Source organism: Saccharothrix saharensis (genome assembly GCF_006716745.1).
GTDB lineage: Bacteria > Actinomycetota > Actinomycetes > Mycobacteriales > Pseudonocardiaceae > Actinosynnema > Actinosynnema saharense.
Genome location: NZ_VFPP01000001.1, coordinates 7,704,545 through 7,720,937, shown reverse-complemented (window position 1 = coordinate 7,720,937; position 16,393 = coordinate 7,704,545). Strand labels below are relative to the sequence as shown.

The 16,393-nt window shown below is 72.9% G+C and carries 14 protein-coding genes; 7 read left to right on the top strand and 7 right to left on the bottom strand.

Features of this window, described 5'->3' with window-relative positions; all coding sequences use genetic code 11:
• Window positions 1–1,224 (bottom strand): trans-sulfuration enzyme family protein, encoded by a 1,224-nt coding sequence (locus FHX81_RS35205; RefSeq protein WP_141982807.1) that lies wholly within the window; start codon window positions 1,222–1,224, stop codon window positions 1–3.
• 74 nt (window positions 1,225–1,298) lie between these two features.
• On the opposite strand from FHX81_RS35205, the gene FHX81_RS35200 reads away from it, so the two are divergent.
• From FHX81_RS35200 to FHX81_RS35190, 3 genes are read left to right on the top strand one after another with little or no spacing between them, the layout of a single operon-like run.
• Window positions 1,299–1,772, top strand: a complete 474-nt coding sequence (locus FHX81_RS35200) for an Lrp/AsnC family transcriptional regulator (RefSeq protein ID WP_141982806.1) — start codon at window positions 1,299–1,301, stop codon at window positions 1,770–1,772.
• A 47-nt stretch (window positions 1,773–1,819) separates the two neighbouring features.
• A complete protein-coding gene (locus FHX81_RS35195; protein WP_141982805.1) occupies window positions 1,820–3,679 on the top strand; it encodes an acyl-CoA dehydrogenase family protein in 1,860 nt (619 codons plus the stop codon).
• Between the two features lie 22 nt (window positions 3,680–3,701).
• Window positions 3,702–4,079 carry a DUF6292 family protein gene (locus tag FHX81_RS35190; RefSeq protein WP_141982804.1) on the top strand — a complete coding sequence of 126 codons (378 nt, stop codon included), beginning with the start codon at window positions 3,702–3,704 and terminating at the stop codon, window positions 4,077–4,079.
• 4 nt (window positions 4,080–4,083) lie between these two features.
• On the opposite strand, the gene FHX81_RS35185 is transcribed toward FHX81_RS35190, so the two are convergent.
• Together FHX81_RS35185 and FHX81_RS35180 are read right to left on the bottom strand one after the other, a co-directional pair.
• The gene (locus tag FHX81_RS35185) at window positions 4,084–4,392 is read right to left on the bottom strand and encodes an AzlD domain-containing protein (protein WP_141982803.1); all 309 of its coding nucleotides are present in this window, start codon (window positions 4,390–4,392) and stop codon (window positions 4,084–4,086) included.
• Entirely contained in the window at window positions 4,389–5,066 is a 678-nt protein-coding gene (locus tag FHX81_RS35180) for an AzlC family ABC transporter permease (RefSeq protein WP_141982802.1), read from the bottom strand. Before FHX81_RS35180 ends, FHX81_RS35185 begins: the two co-directional genes overlap by 4 nt.
• 56 nt (window positions 5,067–5,122) lie before the next feature.
• Here FHX81_RS35180 and FHX81_RS35175 point away from each other — a divergent pair, with 56 nt between their 5' ends.
• Window positions 5,123–5,680, top strand: coding sequence for a helix-turn-helix domain-containing protein (locus FHX81_RS35175; RefSeq protein WP_141982801.1), 558 nt, complete (start codon window positions 5,123–5,125; stop codon window positions 5,678–5,680).
• Between the two features lie 50 nt (window positions 5,681–5,730).
• Here the strand turns inward: FHX81_RS35175 and pdxS are convergent, their stop codons facing one another.
• The gene (pdxS, locus tag FHX81_RS35170; protein WP_425473861.1) at window positions 5,731–6,678 is read right to left on the bottom strand and encodes a pyridoxal 5'-phosphate synthase lyase subunit PdxS; all 948 of its coding nucleotides are present in this window, start codon (window positions 6,676–6,678) and stop codon (window positions 5,731–5,733) included.
• Between the two features lie 258 nt (window positions 6,679–6,936).
• Here pdxS and FHX81_RS35165 point away from each other — a divergent pair, with 258 nt between their 5' ends.
• A complete protein-coding gene (locus FHX81_RS35165; protein ID WP_141982800.1) occupies window positions 6,937–8,994 on the top strand; it encodes an elongation factor G-like protein EF-G2 in 2,058 nt (685 codons plus the stop codon).
• 205 nt (window positions 8,995–9,199) lie between these two features.
• Here the strand turns inward: FHX81_RS35165 and FHX81_RS35160 are convergent, their stop codons facing one another.
• Together FHX81_RS35160 and FHX81_RS35155 are read right to left on the bottom strand one after the other, a co-directional pair.
• On the bottom strand, window positions 9,200–10,693 hold the full coding sequence (locus FHX81_RS35160; RefSeq protein ID WP_141982799.1) for a CoA-acylating methylmalonate-semialdehyde dehydrogenase: 1,494 nt from the start codon (window positions 10,691–10,693) through the stop codon (window positions 9,200–9,202).
• Window positions 10,690–11,967, bottom strand: coding sequence for an aspartate aminotransferase family protein (locus FHX81_RS35155; RefSeq protein ID WP_141982798.1), 1,278 nt, complete (start codon window positions 11,965–11,967; stop codon window positions 10,690–10,692). Before FHX81_RS35155 ends, FHX81_RS35160 begins: the two co-directional genes overlap by 4 nt.
• Window positions 11,968–12,074: 107 nt before the next feature.
• Between FHX81_RS35155 and FHX81_RS35150 the strand changes: the two genes are divergently transcribed.
• A complete protein-coding gene (locus FHX81_RS35150; protein WP_141982797.1) occupies window positions 12,075–13,724 on the top strand; it encodes a PucR family transcriptional regulator in 1,650 nt (549 codons plus the stop codon).
• Here FHX81_RS35150 and FHX81_RS35145 read toward each other — a convergent pair.
• On the bottom strand, window positions 13,721–14,182 hold the full coding sequence (locus FHX81_RS35145; protein WP_141982796.1) for a hypothetical protein: 462 nt from the start codon (window positions 14,180–14,182) through the stop codon (window positions 13,721–13,723). The genes FHX81_RS35150 and FHX81_RS35145 overlap by 4 nt on opposite strands.
• A 135-nt stretch (window positions 14,183–14,317) precedes the next feature.
• Here FHX81_RS35145 and FHX81_RS35140 point away from each other — a divergent pair, with 135 nt between their 5' ends.
• A complete protein-coding gene (locus tag FHX81_RS35140) occupies window positions 14,318–16,375 on the top strand; it encodes an ATP-binding protein (RefSeq protein WP_170232287.1) in 2,058 nt (685 codons plus the stop codon).
• Window positions 16,376–16,393: the final 18 nt, after the last annotated feature.

Below are 16,393 nucleotides of genomic sequence, written 5' to 3'. Positions count from 1 at the left end.
TTAGTGGCTCGCGACGGGCTCCCGGAAATCGCTTGAGGAAGACTTGATGTAATCCTCTTCACAACCGCCGGAGAGCGCCTGGTCGAGGTCGTCCCAGAGGTCCTCGACGTCCTCCAGGCCGACGCTCAGGCGCAGCAGGTTGGCGGGCACGCCGGACTCCTCGCGCGCGGTGTCGGGCACCAACCGGTGGGTCAGCGCGGCCGGGTGCTCGATCAGCGTGTCGACCGACCCGAGGCTGACCGCGGGCGTGACGAGCCGGAGCCTGCGCACGACCGCGGCGGGGTCCTCGCGGGTGGTGAACGCCAGCATCGCGCCGGGGCCGCGCATCTGGGTGCCGACCAGGCCGGAGGGGTCCGCGCCGGGCAGGCCCGGGTGCCGGACGAGGCCGGTGCCGGGGTGGGCGGCGAGGCGGGCGGCCAGGTCGGTCGCGGTGCGCTGGGCCGCTTCGACGCGCAGGGGCAGCGTGGCCAGGCCCCGGTGCATGAGGTAGCCGCCCAAGGGGTGCAGGACCGCGCCGGTGACGATCCGGACCTGGCGCAACGGGCCGGCGTGCTCCTCGGCGCAGGCGACGACGCCGCCGAGCACGTCGCCGTGACCCCCGAGGTACTTGGTGCCCGAGTGCAGCACGTAGGTCGCCCCGTGCGCGGCCGGGTTCTGGAGCACGGGGGTGGCGAACGTGTTGTCCACCATGACGGGCACCCCGTCCGCCTGCGCGGCCACGGCGGCGATGTCGAGCAGGTCCAGGTTCGGGTTGGCCGGCGTCTCGACCACGACCAGGCCGGTGTCCGGCGTGATCGCCTCGGCGACGTGGTCGGCCCCGGCGTACGTCGTGCGCACGCCGAGCAGGCCGGACGACAGCAGGTGGTCGGTGCCGCCGTAGATCGGGCGCACCGCGACCACGTGCGGCTTGCCGGTGAGCACGCACGCGGCCTGGACCACGGCGGTCACCGCGGCCATGCCGCTGCCGAACGCCACGGCGGCCGACGTCCCCTCCAGCGCGGCCAGCGCCCGCTCGAACCGCGCCACGGTCGGGTTGTGCAGCCGGGAGTAGACCGGCGAGGCGGCGTGCGCCGCGCCCTCGGCGAGGTGCTGCAGCGCGAGGCCGCCCGCGCCCTGGTCGGGGATGGGGTAGGTGGTGGACAGGTCGATCGGCAGGGCGTGCACGCCCAGGTCGGCGAGATCGTCGCGCCCACCGTGCACCGCCGTCGTACGCAACCGGGTCATGGCCGAATCTTGGACTTATCGTCGGCCGATGCGGGACAGTTCCGCAGGACGTTCGGTGGCAGGAGGGTTTCGGCGTGCTGGATTCGGTGGACGCGGCGATCGTGCAGGAGTTGCAGAAGGACGCTCGGCTGCCCAACAAGGAGCTGGCCGACCGGGTCAACGTGGCGGCGTCGACGTGCGTGGTCCGGCACCGGTCGTTGCGCGAGCGGGGCGTGATCACCGGGTACCACGCGGAGGTGGACCTGGCCGCGGTGGGACGGCCGGTGCAGGCGGTCATCGCGGTCCGGGTGCGGCCGCACACGCGGGCGATCGTGGAGCCGTTCATGGACTACGTGCTGACGTTGCCGGAGGTGCTGGCGCTGTCGCACGTGGCGGGGCCGGAGGACTTCCTGGTGCACGTCGCGGTGGCGGACACGGCGCACCTGCAACGCCTGGTGCTCGACCGGTTCACCACGCGCCGCGAGGTCAGCGAGGTGCAGACGAACCTGCTGTTCCAGCACGTGCGCAAGCACACCGTGCCGCCGGTCGACGGTGACCGGTGGTCGTGAGGGGCTTCCGGCCGTCGTCGAGCCGGTGACGTGAACCTGTGTTAACAATGACCATGGGGACCGAAGCGTTGCGCGACCTGCTCGACGGCCGGTGGGCGGCGGTGCGCCGCCGCTCGACGGACCTGCTCGGCGAGCTGAAACCACCGGGTGAGCTCGAGCGCGAGGAGTACCGGGCCTGGGTGCTGGAGCAACTGCGGGCACTGGCCGACGGCGGGCACCCGTTGATCGGGTTCCCGGCCGCGCACGGCGGGCAGGACGACGTCGGCGGCTCGGTGGTGGCGTTCGAGGTGCTGGGGTTCGGCGACCTGTCGCTGATGGTCAAGGCGGGCGTGCAGTGGGGCCTGTTCGGTGGCGCGGTGCAGGCGTTGGGCACGGCGGAGCACCACGAGCGGTACCTGCCCGCGATCATGGACCTCAGGCTGCCCGGGTGCTTCGCGATGACCGAGACCGGGCACGGGTCGGACGTGCAGCACCTGCGGACGACGGCGACGTACGACCCGGACACCGAGGAGTTCGTGGTCGACACGCCGGACCCCTCGGCGCGCAAGGACTACATCGGCAACGCCGCGCGGGACGGGCGGATGGCCGTGGTGTTCGCGCAGTTGGTGACCGGCGGCGTGACGCACGGGGTGCACGCGGTGCTGGTGCCGATCCGGGACGCGTCCGGCGCGCCGATGCCCGGTGTGCGGATCGAGGACTGCGGGCCGAAGGCCGGGCTGAACGGCGTGGACAACGGGCGGTTGTGGTTCGACCACGTGCGGGTGCCGCGGGCGAACCTGCTCAACCGGTACGGCGACGTGGCCGCGGACGGCACGTACTCCAGCCCGGTCGAGGGCGGGGGCAGGCGGTTCTTCACCATGCTCGGCACGCTGGTGCGCGGGCGGATCAGCGTGGCAGGCGGTGCCGGCAGCGCGACGAAGAAGGCGCTGGCGCTGGCCGTCCGGTACGGCGACGGGCGGCGGCAGTTCACCCGGCCCGACACGGGCGAGGAAGTCGTGGTGCTCGACTACCTGGCGCACCAGCGGCGGTTGCTGCCCGCGTTGGCGACGACGTACGCGCTGCACTTCGCGCAGGAGGAGATGGTGTCGGCGCTGCACGACGTGGCCGACGACCGGCAGCAGCGGGAGCTGGAGTCGCGGGCGGCGGGGCTCAAGGCGGTGGCCACGTGGCACGCCACGCACACCATCCAGGCGTGCCGGGAGGCGTGCGGTGGCGCGGGGTACCTGTCGGAGAACCTGATCGCCGGGTTGAAGGCGGACACGGACGTGTTCACCACGTTCGAGGGTGACAACACCGTGCTGCTGCAACTGGTGGCGAAGGGTCTGCTGACCAGCTACCGCGACCACGTGGGCGACCTCGACCCGTGGGGCATGGCCCGGTTCGTCGCGGACCAGGCGGTGGGCGTGGTGATCGAGCGGACGGCGGCGCGGGCCATCATCGACCGGTTGGTGTCGGGCAGCTCGGACGCGCTGCTGGACCGGGGTTGGCAGGTGCGGCAGTTCGAGGACCGCGAGCGGCACGTGCTGGAGGGGTTGGCGCGGCGGTTGCGGCGTGCGTCGCGCGACGACGCGTTCGACGTGTTCAACGCCGCGCAGGACCACGTGCTGCACGCCGCACGCGCCCACGTGGACCGGGTGGTGCTGGAGGCGTTCGTGGCGGCGGTCGACCGGTGCGCGGACCCGGAGGCGTCCGCGCTCCTGGACCAGGTGTGCGACCTCTACGCGTTGAGCACGATCGAGGCGGACCGGGCGTGGTTCCTGGAGCACGGCCGGCTGACGCCGCAGCGGGCGAAGGCCGTGTCGCAGGCGGTGAACGAGCTGTGCGGCCGGCTGCGCCCGCACGCGCGCACGCTGGTGGACGCGTTCGGCATCCCTGAGACCTGGCTCACGGCGCCGATCACCGGATGAGGTCACGGGAGAGGATGGGTTCGTGGATGACAGCGCCTTGATCAGCTTCGGACTGGCCCGGTACGTGCAGGCGGTGGCCGAGCGGGTCGGCGTGCCGCCGGAGGGCACCGAGTTCGAGGTCAGCGACACCGCCACCGCCTACCTGGGCCTGGAGGGCCCGGGGCGGGACCTGATGCTGCTGTGGAACGAGCAGCGCGGCTGGTCCATCGCGGTGGAGACCGACCCGACCGAGAAGCCGGTCGTCGTGGCCCACCTCGGCCTGCCGCTCGTGCCGCCGCCGGAGGACGTGGCGCGGTTCGTGGACGACGTGCTGGCGGGCAAGCCCGGCGGCGCCGAGCCGGACCCGGGCGTGACGCAGGACCGCGGCACGCTCGCCGGGCGGTTGCGGGAGTACCTGTAGCGGGCTAGGACACGCCGGCGAACCGCAGGCCCGCGGTCGTCACGGCGGCCAGCACGACCACCACCACGAACGGCGCCTTGCGCCACGCCGCCACCCCGCCGACCAGGACGCCGATCGGCAGCGCGAGCCCCGCGAAGCCCTGGCCCTTGGTCAGCGAGGACGTCGCCACCAGGGCGAACAGCAGCACGGTCGCGGACATCGACATCAGCGACCTGACCCGGTCCGACAACGTGATCCGGTCGCGCAGCAGCGGTCCGGCCAGGCGGAAGGCGTAGGTGCCCGCGGCGAGCACCAGGACGGCGGTCAGCGTCACGCCTTCTCCCCCTGTCGTGCGGTGATCAGCAGGCCGCCCAGCGCGAGCAGCACGGGCACGCCCGCGGGCAGGAGCGGCGTGGCGGCCAGCGCGATGGCCGCGCCCAGCAGCGCGGCGTGCCGGGTGGCCTTGTCCTTGAGCGCGGGCAGCAGCAGCGCGAGCAGCGCCGCGGGGAACGCCGCGTCGAGCCCGAACGCGGCCGGGTCGCCGATGTTCTGACCGATCACCGCGCCCACGACCACGGCGACGTTCCACGCGATGAACAGCGCGACGCCGCACGACCAGTAGGCGGCCTTGGCGCGGCGCGGGTCGCTCTGGGCCAGCGCGAACGCGGTGGTCTCGTCGATCAGCAGGTGGCTGCCGACCAGGCGGGGCAGCAGGCCCTTGCCGAGCACGTCGCCGACCGCCAGGCCGAACGGCAGGTGCCGGACGTTGAGCAGCAGGCCGGCCAGCACCGCCGCGGCCGGGCTGCCGCCCGCCGTGACCACCCCGACCGCCATGAACTGCGAGCCGCCCGCGAAGACCAGCAGCGACATCACCACGGGCAGCCACCAGGGCAGTCCCGCGCCGGTCGAGATCGCGCCGAACGAGGCGCCGCTGACCGCGGCGCCGGCGGCCACCGCGGCGACGTCACGCAGCAGCCCGGCATCAAGGGTTCGCCATGTCGAACGCATCGTCTTCTACGATGAACAGTGACAAGGCGTTCGTCAAGCCGAACGATAGGACTGTCATGTCGAACACAGGGGCGCCGCTCGACGTCATCGCGGCCTCGCTGCGCCGCGAACGCGACCGCGTCGGGCTGTCGTTGAGCGAACTGGCCAAGCGGGCGGGCATCGCGAAGTCCACGCTGTCACAACTGGAGTCGGGCAGCGGCAACCCCAGCGTGGAGACCCTGTGGGCGCTCGGCGTGGCGCTGGGCGTCCCGTTCTCCCGCCTGGTCGACCCGCCCACGCCACGCGTGCGGGTGATCCGCGCCGGCGAAGGTCCCGCGATCTACTCCGAACGCGCCCACTACACGGCGACCCTGCTGGCCTCGTGCCCACCGGGTGCCCGCCGGGACATCTACCTGCTCCACCTGGAACCGGGCCCGCCGCGCGACTCCGAACCGCACATGCCGGGCACCGTGGAGCACGTGATCGTCAGCACCGGCCGCATGCTGGCCGGCCCGCAGACCGAACCGGTCGAGCTGGGCCCCGGCGACTACCTGCTCTACCCCGGCGACATCCCGCACACGGCCCAGGCACTCGAACCGGGCACGACCGCCATGCTGGTCTCGGAGCACGTCTGAACGACGGGCGGCCCGCCGGACACGTCCGACGGGCCGCCCGGAACCGGGGATCACCAGCCGCGCTCGGCCAGGCGGTGGGGCTCCGGGATCTCGTCCACGTTGATGCCGACCATGGCCTCGCCGAGGCCGCGCGACACCTTCGCGATCACGTCCGGGTCGTCGTGGAAGGTCGTCGCCTTCACGATCGCCTCCGCGCGCTGCGCCGGGTTGCCGGACTTGAAGATGCCCGAGCCGACGAACACGCCCTCCGCGCCGAGCTGCATCATCATCGCCGCGTCGGCGGGCGTCGCGATGCCACCAGCGGTGAACAGCACGACCGGCAGCTTGCCGGCCTCCGCCACCTCGCGGACCAGCTCGTACGGCGCCTGGAGCTCCTTGGCCGCGACGTAGAGCTCGTCGGCGGGCAGGTTCTGCAGGCGCAGGATCTCCGCGCGGATCTTGCGCATGTGCGTGGTGGCGTTGGAGACGTCGCCGGTGCCGGCCTCGCCCTTGGAGCGGATCATCGCCGCGCCCTCGGTGATGCGGCGCAGCGCCTCGCCCAGGTTCGTCGCACCGCACACGAACGGCACGGTGAACTGCCACTTGTCGATGTGGTTGGCGTAGTCGGCCGGGGTCAGCACCTCGGACTCGTCGATGTAGTCCACGCCGAGGGACTGCAGCACCTGTGCCTCGACGAAGTGGCCGATGCGGGCCTTGGCCATCACCGGGATCGACACCGCGTCGATGATGCCGTCGATCATGTCCGGGTCACTCATCCGGGACACGCCGCCCTGCGCGCGGATGTCGGCGGGCACCCGCTCCAGCGCCATGACGGCCACCGCGCCCGCGTCCTCGGCGATCTTGGCCTGCTCGGCGTTGACCACGTCCATGATCACGCCGCCCTTGAGCATCTCCGCCATGCCCCGCTTGACGCGGGAGGTGCCGGTGACCTGGGTGCCGGCGTCGGGTGAAGTGGTCACGACCAGCCTTTCTCGAAGTGGGAGGGCGAACACCACCATGGTACGGCCGACGTGGACCGCCGAAGCATGCCAATCGAGCACGTTCTCGGCAGGCCACTTTCCCTCCCTTCGCAGGTAGTGGCGTACGCCACCCGTTGGAATAGCGCGACGACCACCGCCGTGCGGCGACCCGCGGCGCACCGCGTGACCACGTCCGTCCGGATTCCTCCTGCCGGGTTGGGTGTGGCCGCTTGGGGTTGTCCCCCGCGCCGCACGGGTGTGAGATCGGACACTGAACACTTGTGGAGGGTGGTCCCAATGGGCAGCAAACACTCCGACAACGGCCACTCGGCAGGCGCGGTCGCTGTGGACGACCCGGCCAAGGTCCGCAACGTCGTGCTGGTCGGCCCGTCCGGCTCCGGCAAGACGACGCTCGCCGAGGCCCTGCTCGCCAGCACCGGCGTCCTGACCCGACCGGGCTCGGTCACCGAGGGCACCACGGTGTGCGACCACGACCCCGCGGCGGTGCGCCAGCAGCGGTCGGTGGGACTCGCGGTCGCCCCCGTCCAGCACGGCGGCGTCAAGATCAACCTCATCGACACGCCCGGCTACGCGGACTTCGTCGGCGAACTGCGCGCCGGCCTGCGCGCGGCGGACGCGGCGCTGTTCGTGGTCAGCGCGGCGGAGGGCGTCGACCCGGCCACGATCTCCCTGTGGGAGGAGTGCGCGATGGTGGGCATGCCGCGCGCGGTCGTGGTCGCCCGCACCGACCACCAGCGCGCCGACGTGCTCACCGGGATCGCCTCGTGCCAGGAGGCGTTCGGCGCGGGCGTCGTGCCGCTGTACCTGCCCGACGGCGACGGCCTGGTCAACCTGCTCACCACCGACGACCCCCGCTTCGAGGAGCAGCGCAACGCGCTCATCGAGGGGATCATCGCGGAGAGCGAGGACGAGACCCTGATGGACCGCTACCTCGGCGGCGAGGAGGTCGACCAGGCCACGCTCATCGCCGACCTGGAGACGGCGGTCGCGCGCGGCTCGTTCCACCCCGTGATGCCGGTGTGCGCGCTGACCGGCCTCGGCCTGCCCGAACTGCTCGACGGCGTCGCCCGCGCCTTCCCGTCCCCGCTGGAGCACCCGTTGCCCGAGGTGACCGGCGTGGACGGCATCCCCCAGCCACGCCTGGAAGCCGACCCGAACGGCCCGCTCGTGGCCGAGGTCGTGCGCACGGCGGTGGACTCCTACGTGGGCCGCGTGTCGCTGGTGCGCGTGTTCTCCGGGACGCTGCGCCCCGAACGCCCGGTGCACGTCTCGGGCCACGGCATGGCCGACCGCGGTCACGAGGACCACGACGTCGACGAACGGGTCGCGCACGTCTACTCGCCGCTGGGCGCGAACCTGCGCGAGGTGCCGTACTGCGTGGCGGGCGACCTGTGCGCGTTGACCAAGCTCGGCTCCGCCGAAACCGGCGACACGGTGTCCGCCCCCGAGAAGCCGCTGCTCGTGGCGCCGTGGGAGATGCCGGAACCCCTGCTGCCGGTCGCCGTCGTCCCGCGCAGCCGCAGCGACGAGGACAACCTGGCCCGCAACCTCGGCAAGCTCGTCGCGGGCGACCCGACCCTCCGGCTGGAGCGCAACGCCGAGACGCACCAGCTCGTCCTGTGGTGCATGGGCGAGGCGCACGCGGACGTCGTCCTGGCCCGTTTGCGCGCCGGTGGCGCGGAGGTCGACACCGAGCCGGTGCGCGTGGCGCTGCGGGAGACGTTCGCGGTCCAGGCGAAGGGCCACGGCCGGCACGTGAAGCAGTCCGGCGGCCACGGCCAGTACGCCGTGTGCGACATCGTCGTCGACCCCCTGCCCCGCGGCTCGGGCTTCGAGTTCGTGGACAGGATCGTCGGCGGCGCCGTCCCCCACCAGTTCATCCCCAGCGTCGAGAAAGGCGTGCGCGCCCAACTGGAACGGGGACTGCAAGGCGGCCACCCGGTCGTGGACGTCCGCGTCACCCTCGTGGACGGCAAGGCCCACTCCGTCGACTCCTCCGACGCCGCCTTCCAGACCGCCGGCGCCCTGGCCCTGAAGGACGCCGCCACCACCGGCCGCACGTGCCTGCTCGAACCCCTCGACGAAGTGACCGTGCGCCTGCCCGACGACCACCTGGGCACCGTCCTGGGCGACCTCTCCAGCCGCCGCGGCCGCGTCCTGGGAACGGAAGCCGAAAGCCCCGGCTACACCCTCATCCGCGCCGAGGTCCCCGCCACCGAACTGCTCCGCTACGCCGTGGAACTGCGCTCCCTGACCTCGGGCACGGGCACCTACACCCGCCGCTTCAGCCGCTACGACCCCCTCCCCCAAACCCTCGCCACCCAAGCCAAATGACCCTCACACACCAACCGACCGCACGCGCCCACAAGGCTCGATTCGACATGGCTTCGGCCGGCCTGAAGTGCTCGTCAGGGCCCCATGTCGAATCGAGCCGGACTCGCACCGAGCCCTGAACGTTGAACTCACACGTCCTGAACGTAGGACTCTCGGGACCTGAGCGTTCGACACTCGGGACCTGAGCGTTCGACACGCCGGGTGGTCAGGTGTTCTGGGGGAAGCCCAGGTTCACGCCGCCGTGCGAGGGGTCGAGCCACCGACCGGTGACCACCTTCGTGCGGGTGAAGAAGTGCACCCCCTCCGGCCCGTACGCGTGCGAATCCCCGAACAGCGAGTCCTTCCACCCCCCGAACGAGTAGTACGCCACCGGCACCGGGATCGGCACGTTCACCCCCACCATCCCGACCTCCACCTCGTTCTGGAACCGCCGCGCCGCGCCACCGTCGTTGGTGAAGATCGCCGTCCCGTTCCCGTACGGGTTCGCGTTGACCACCTCCAGCGCGTCGTCGTACGTCGCCACCCGCAGCACCGACAGCACCGGCCCGAAGATCTCGTCCCGGTAGATCGACATCTCCGTGCCGACGTGGTCGAACAGCGTCGGGCCGAGCCAGAACCCCTCCGCCGCCCCGTCGATCGCGTGCGATCGGCCGTCCACGACCAACGAAGCACCTTCCGACCGCCCAGCGTCCACATAGGACAGCACACGATCGCGGTGCGCACCCGTCACCAACGGCCCCATCTCGCACCCAGGACGGCGGCCGTCCCCCACGTGCAGCACCCGCACGCGATCCACGATCTTCGCCACCAGCTCGTCCCCGACCGGGTCGACCGCGACCACCACCGAGATCGCCATGCACCGCTCGCCCGCCGAGCCGAACCCGGCCGACACCGCCGCGTCCGCCGCCAGGTCCAGGTCCGCGTCCGGCAGCACGACCATGTGGTTCTTCGCCCCACCCAACGCCTGCACGCGCTTGCCGTGCCGCGTGCCCGTCTCGTACACGTACCGCGCGATCGGTGTCGACCCCACGAACGACACCGCCTTCACGTCCGGGTGCGCCAGGATCCGGTCCACCGCGACCTTGTCGCCGTGCACGACGTTCAGCACGCCGTCGGGCAACCCGGCCTCCGCGAACAGCTCCGCGATGAAGTTCGCCGCCGAGGGGTCCTTCTCCGACGGCTTGAGCACCACCGCGTTCCCGCAGGCGATCGCGTTCGGCACGAACCACAGCGGCACCATGGCGGGGAAGTTGAACGGCGAGATCACGCCCACGACGCCCAGCGGCTGCTGGATCGAGTACACGTCGACCCGCGTGGACGCGTTCTCGCTGAACCCGCCCTTGAGCAGGTGCGGGATGCCACAGGCGAACTCCACGGCCTCCAGCGCGCGCTGCACCTCCCCGGCCGCGTCGGACAGCACCTTGCCGTGCTCGGCGGTGACGATCGCGGCCAGGTCGCCCTTGCGCGCGTTCAGCAGCTCCCGGAACGCGAACATCACGTTCGACCGCTGCGCCAACGATGCGTTGCGCCACGACGCGAACGCTTCGGCAGCCGTCGCGACCGCGTCGTCCACCACGGACTCGTCGGCGAAGTCGACCCGGCTCGTCACCTGCCCGGTGGCGGGGTCGTACACGTCACCGGAGCGCGCGCTCTCGCCGTTCCACGGCTTGCCGCCGATACGGTGCGTAACGGTGTTCACAGCACGTCCTCCAGGATGCCGAGCGCTTCCTCGACCTCGTCCTCGGTCAACGTCATCGGCGGCGCGAGGCGGATGACGTTCCCGTACAGGCCGCCCTTGCCGACCAGCAGGCCCCGTTCCCGCGTGCCCTCCAGCACCGCGACCGCCCCCGCCGGGTCGGGCGCGCCGTCCGGGCCGACCATCTCGATGCCGATCATCAGGCCCTTGCCGCGCACGTCACCGACCGCGGGCCGGTCCGCCGCGATGTCGCGCAACCCGTCCAACAGCCGTTCGCCGAGCTTGGCGGCGTTGGCCTGCAGGTCGTGGTCGAGCAGGTAGTCCAGCGTGGCCAGCGCGCCGGCCGTGGCGATCGGGTTGCCGCCGAACGTGGACAGCGAGTTGGCCGTGAGGCAGTCCATCACCTCGCCGCGCGCCACCACGCCACCGATCGCCAGGCCGTTGCCCAGCCCCTTGGCGAACGTCATCGCGTCGGGCGTCACGCCGTGCGCCTGGATGCCCCAGAAGTGCTCTCCGGTGCGTCCCCAGCCGGTCTGCACCTCGTCGGAGACGAGCAGGATGCCGTACTCGTCCAGCACTTCCTTGAACGCGCCGAACAGCCCGTCCGGCGGCGAGGAGAACCCGCCCACGCCCTGGATCGGCTCGACGATCATGCACGCCACGTCGCCCGCGGTCGTCGTCTCGATCACCTCGCGCAAGTCCGCCACGCACGCCTTGACGTAGTCGGCGTCGGACAGGTCCTTGAACGGGCTGCGGAACCGGTAGCCGCCGTGCACCCAGCTGACCTTCACCGGGCTCAGCGAGGACGCCGACCAGCCGCGGTTGCCGGTGATCGCGACCGTGGCGAACGCGCGGCCGTGGTAAGAGTTGCGCAGCGCGAGGACCTGGTCGCTGCGGCGGTACCGGGTGGCCAGCATGAGCGCCGTCTCGTTGGCCTCGGTGCCGGAGTTGGTGAAGAACACCTTCGCGTCCGGGATGCCGGACAGCCCGGCGATCTTCTCGGCCAGCTCGACCTGCGAGCGGATCAGGTAGAGCGTGGAGCTGTGCAGCACGCCGGTGGACAGCTGGGACCGGATCGCGTCGGAGATCTCGGCGACGTCGTAGCCGACCGCGTTGGTCAGGATGCCGGCGAAGAAGTCCAGGTAGGTGCGACCTTCGCGGTCCGTGACGCGGCGTCCGCTCGCGCTCGCGAGCTCGATCGGCCGCTCGTAGTAGAGGGCCATCCAGTCGGGCATCACCGCGCGGTGCCGGGCCAGCAACTCCTCGTGTTGTCCCATCGCGTCCTCCGGTCGTAGGTCCCTGAAGGAGGAGTGTGGTCGGCGGTGCCGGGGGCCGCCATGGACAACCTGTACCCCTTTCCGGCCGGGCGCATTACGTTGTGTCCATGTACCCCACGGTCGCCGAAGCGCTCGCCCTGCCCGTGGTCCGGCGCGGCGAGCCCGCCGTGGTCGCGGGCGCGGGCGGGATGGGCCGCCGGGTGCGGTGGGTGCACGTCGCCGAGGTCGCCGACATCGCCCACCTGCTGCGCGGCGGCGAGCTCGTGCTGACCACCGGCATCGCGCTGCCCGACGACCCGGACGGGCTGCGCCGCTACGTCGCCGATCTCGCGTCCGTGGGCGCGTCCGGGCTGGTCGTGGAGCTGGTGCGGCGGTGGAGCGACGAGGTGCCCGGCGCGCTGGTGGCCGCCGCCGAGCAGCACGGGCTGCCGCTGGTCACGCTGGCGCGGGAGACCCGGTTCGTGTCGGTGACCGAGGCCGTGGTGTCGTTGATCGTGGACGCGCAGCTCGCCGAGCTGCGGGCGGCCGAGCAGGTGCACGAGACGTTCACCGCGTTGACCGTGGCGGGCGCGGAGCCCGCCGAGGTGCTGCGCGAGGTGGCCCGGACCGCCGGGCTGCCGGTGGTGCTGGAGACGCTGGGGCACGAGGTGCTGGCCTACGACGCGGCCGGACAGGACCCGACCTCGGTGCTGGCCGACTGGGGTCAGCGGTCGCGAGCGGTGGCCGTGCCGGAGCGGACCGCGTACCACGAGCAGGCCGGGTGGCTGGTGACCGTGGTCGGCGCGCGGGGCGCGGACTGGGGTCGGCTCGTGCTGCTCTCCCCGGAACCGCCGCCGCACCGGCACGTGGTGGTCGCCGAACGGGCCGCGTCGGCGTTGGCCGTGCACCGGTTGGTGGCGCGGGACCGGGAGTCCTTGGAGCGGCAGACGCACCGCACGCTGCTCACGCAGCTCCTCGGTCAGCCGCCGCACGACCTGCCGACGCGGGCCGCGGCGCTCGGCGTGCCCCTGGACCGGCGGCAGCTCGTCGGGGTGGCGATCCGGCCCGGCACGGCGAGCGTGCCCGCGCAGGCGTTGGCGTCGCAGGAGGTGCTGCGGGACCTGGCCGAGGCGACGGCGTTGGCGGCCCGGCGGGTGACCGTGCCCGCGCTGGTCGGCGTCGTGGACGACACGAGCGTGCGGGCGTTGCTGTCGTTGCCGCCGCAGGCGGGGCTGGACGGCGTGCTGCGGCGGTTGGCGCGCGAGGTGCACCGGCGGGCGGCGGCGACGCAGCACGCGTTGCCGGTGGTGGTGGCCGTCGGCACGACCGTGACGGCGTTGCCGGACGTGCGGCGGTCGCTGGGCGAGGCGGCGCACGTGGCGGGCGCGGCGCTGCGCTCGTCGGGCACCCGGCTGTACCACCGGCTGGACGACGTGCGGCTGCGCGGCCTGCTGCACCTGCTGCGCGAGGACGAGCGGGTGGTCGCGTTCGCGGATCGCGAGTTGGGGCCGTTGCTGGCGCGGGACGCCAACCAGGGCACCCGGCTGGTCGAGCTGCTGCGGTGCTTCTGCGAGCACGGCGGCAACAAGTCCGCCGCCGCAGCCGCCGCCCACCTCTCGCGGACCGCGTACTACCAGCAGTTGAGCCGGATCGAGCAGGTGCTCGGGGTGTCGCTGGAAGACCCCGAGTCGGTGCTCTCGCTGTACGTGGCGCTGTTGGTGCACGAGATGGGCGAGCGGGACCCTCAGCTGCCCCGCCCGCCCACGTCCGCGACTTAGCCGACCGGCAGCTTGCCCAGCTCGCCGCCGAGGTCGGGCGCCTGGCCCACCGAGGCCGCGGGCGCGATGGGCAGCTCCGGGACGCCCGGGAGCTGCGGGACGCCGGGGACCTCGGGCAGGGCGCGACCGTGCGGCGCGAGCGCGTCGGCCGCCACCGGCAGCGGCGGCGCGTCGGGGACCTGGAGCGCGGCGGGCGCGGCCACCTGCGGCGCCCGGACGTCCGACGCGCCACCGGGCAGCGGCGCGGGCAGCTTCACGGCCTGACCGCTGAGCAGGTCGGTGACGGGCTTGGTGGCGTCGACGCCGACCTCGGGTGCGTTGCCGACGGTGCCGATGGTGCCGTCCACGATCTCGGCGGGGCCTTCGGCGGCGGACGCGGCGGACGCGAGCAGCGGAGAAGTACCCACGGCGAGCAGGGCGGCGGCACGCAGGAGTCCGCGCGTGCGGTATCCGGACACGGTTTTCCTAACCTGGTTGGGGACCTGCAAGTTGACCTACTCCCCATCGACCACCCCACCCCCACCCCTTGACCGCTCGATCAGGTGACTGACGCTCCGTGTCCCAGTCCCACCCGATCGAGTCACACTGACCGGGTGGCCGAGTTACTCAACGGGGTGAACGGGCCGGTGCACGGCCCGGTCGTGCAGGCGGGAGCCGTCCACGGCGGCGTCCACGTCCACCCCGCACCCCAGCCCTCGTCCCCGATCAACCAACTGCCGCCCGCCGGGCCGCACTTCGTCGGCCGCGAGCACGCCCTCGACCTCCTGTCCGCGCGGGTGGACCGCCAGGCCACCCTGCTGATCACGTCGATCGTCGGCGCCGCGGGGATCGGGAAGACGACGTTGGCCGTGCACTGGGCCCGCCGGGAACGCGCCCGGTTCCCCGACGGTCAGCTCTACGTGGACCTGCGGGGCTTCGACCCGGCCGGCCCGGTCGACCCGGCCACGGCCGTGCGCGGCTTCCTCGACGCGTTCCAGGTGCCCGAGGAGCGCATCCCGGTGGACCTGGCGGCCCAGGTCGCGCTCTACCGCAGCCACGTCGAGGGCAGGCGGATGCTGATCCTGCTCGACAACGCGCGCGACCCCGACCAGGTCCGACCGCTGCTGCCGGGGAGCCCCACCTGCGTCGTGCTGGTGACCAGCCGCAACCGCCTCGGCGGCCTGGTGGCGCGCGAGCAGGCGACGCCGCTGGCGCTGGACTTCCTGTCCGTCGCCGAATCCCGCGAGCTGCTCTCGGCCTACCTGGGCGCCGATCGCGTCCGGGCGGAGCGCGAGGCGGTCGACGCGCTGGCCGAGCGCTGCGCGAGGTTGCCGATCGCCCTGGCCATCGCGGGCAGCCGGGCCGCCACGGAGCCGTACCTGGAGGTCGACGAGCTGGTGACCGAGCTGGCCGAGCTGTCCACCGGGGACGGCCTGGACGTCCGGGCGGTCTTCGACTCGTCCTACCGGACCCTGTCCGCCGAGCCGGCGAGGCTGTTCCGCCTGCTGGGCCTGCACCCCGGCGCCGACATAGGGGTGCCCGCCGCGGCGAGCCTGGTGGGCCTGCCGGTGCGACGGACCCGGCGGTTGCTGGACGAGCTGACCGGCGCAGCTCTGCTGGAAGTGCGCTCACCCGGCCGTTACCGACAGCACGACCTGCTTCGCGAGTACGCCGCCGAGCGTGCTGCGGAGGAGGAGACGACGGAGGCCAGGCAGACGGCGATCACGCGGGTCCTCGACTGCTACCTGCACACCAGTTTCGCCGGTGAACGGCAGCTCTACCCGTACCGCGACGCGATACCGCTCGATCCCGCCCGGGCGGGCGTGGTGCTGCCGGAGGTGCCGGACCTGGCCGCGGCCTGGGACTGGTTCACCGCCGAGCACGGCAACCTGCTCGCGGCGGTCGACCTCGCGGTCCGCGAGGGCTTCACCGGTCACCGGTGGCGGCTGCCCTGGACCTTGTCGTCGTACTTCGGGCGCAGCGGCCGGTGGCGGGACTGGGAGGCCACCCAGTTGGAGGCGTTGACGGCCGCCCGCGCGTTGGGCGACCGGGAGGTCGAGGCGTTGGCGCTGCGCGTGCTCGGGCGCGTGCACACGCTCAGCGGGCGTTACGGGGACGCGGTCGACGTCCTGGACCGGGCGCTGGCGATCCCCGTCGGGGACGCCGGCCGGGCGCACGCCCACGAGGCGATCAGCCTGGCGCACGAACGGCGCGGCGCGATGGACGACGCCCACTCCCACGCCCGGACCGCCGTCGCCATCGCCGACGCGACCGGGCACCGCGCACGCCGGGTCAACGCCCGCATCCAGCTCGGCCGAGCGCTGGTCGGGCTGGGCCGGCTGGACGAGGCACGCCACCGCCTGGGCGAGGTGGTCGACATGACGGCCGGCTCGGGTGACCGGATCGGCCATGCCGACGCGACGGAAGGGCTGGGGCGCGTCCGCCACCGCCTGGGTGACTTCGAGGGCGCGGTACGACGGTTCGGGCAGGCGCTCGAGTGCTACCGGGACTTCGGCGACCGCTGGTCGCAGGCGTACGCGCTGTGCCGCCTCGGCGACTCGCACGCGGCGCTCGGCCGGCACGGCGACGCGCGGCGCGCCTGGCGGGAGTCGTGGGAGCTGTTCACCAGGATCGGCCACCCCGAGGCCGAGTCGGTGCGCGGGCGCACGTGAAAGCCCCGCGGTCCGGCG

Excerpts from the sequence above, each read along its gene's own strand:
- FHX81_RS35195 (WP_141982805.1), top strand. The coding sequence starts at position 1,820 with ATGACCATGGGGACCGAAGCGTTGCGCGACCTGCTCGACGGCCGGTGG.
- FHX81_RS35165 (WP_141982800.1), top strand. The coding sequence starts at position 6,937 with ATGGGCAGCAAACACTCCGACAACGGCCACTCGGCAGGCGCGGTCGCT.
- FHX81_RS35155 (WP_141982798.1), bottom strand. The coding sequence starts at position 11,967 with ATGGGACAACACGAGGAGTTGCTGGCCCGGCACCGCGCGGTGATGCCC.
- FHX81_RS35175 (WP_141982801.1), top strand. The coding sequence starts at position 5,123 with ATGTCGAACACAGGGGCGCCGCTCGACGTCATCGCGGCCTCGCTGCGC.
- FHX81_RS35205 (WP_141982807.1), bottom strand. The coding sequence starts at position 1,224 with ATGACCCGGTTGCGTACGACGGCGGTGCACGGTGGGCGCGACGATCTC.
- FHX81_RS35150 (WP_141982797.1), top strand. The coding sequence starts at position 12,075 with ATGTACCCCACGGTCGCCGAAGCGCTCGCCCTGCCCGTGGTCCGGCGC.
- FHX81_RS35180 (WP_141982802.1), bottom strand. The coding sequence starts at position 5,066 with ATGCGTTCGACATGGCGAACCCTTGATGCCGGGCTGCTGCGTGACGTC.
- pdxS (WP_425473861.1), bottom strand. The coding sequence starts at position 6,678 with ATGGTGGTGTTCGCCCTCCCACTTCGAGAAAGGCTGGTCGTGACCACT.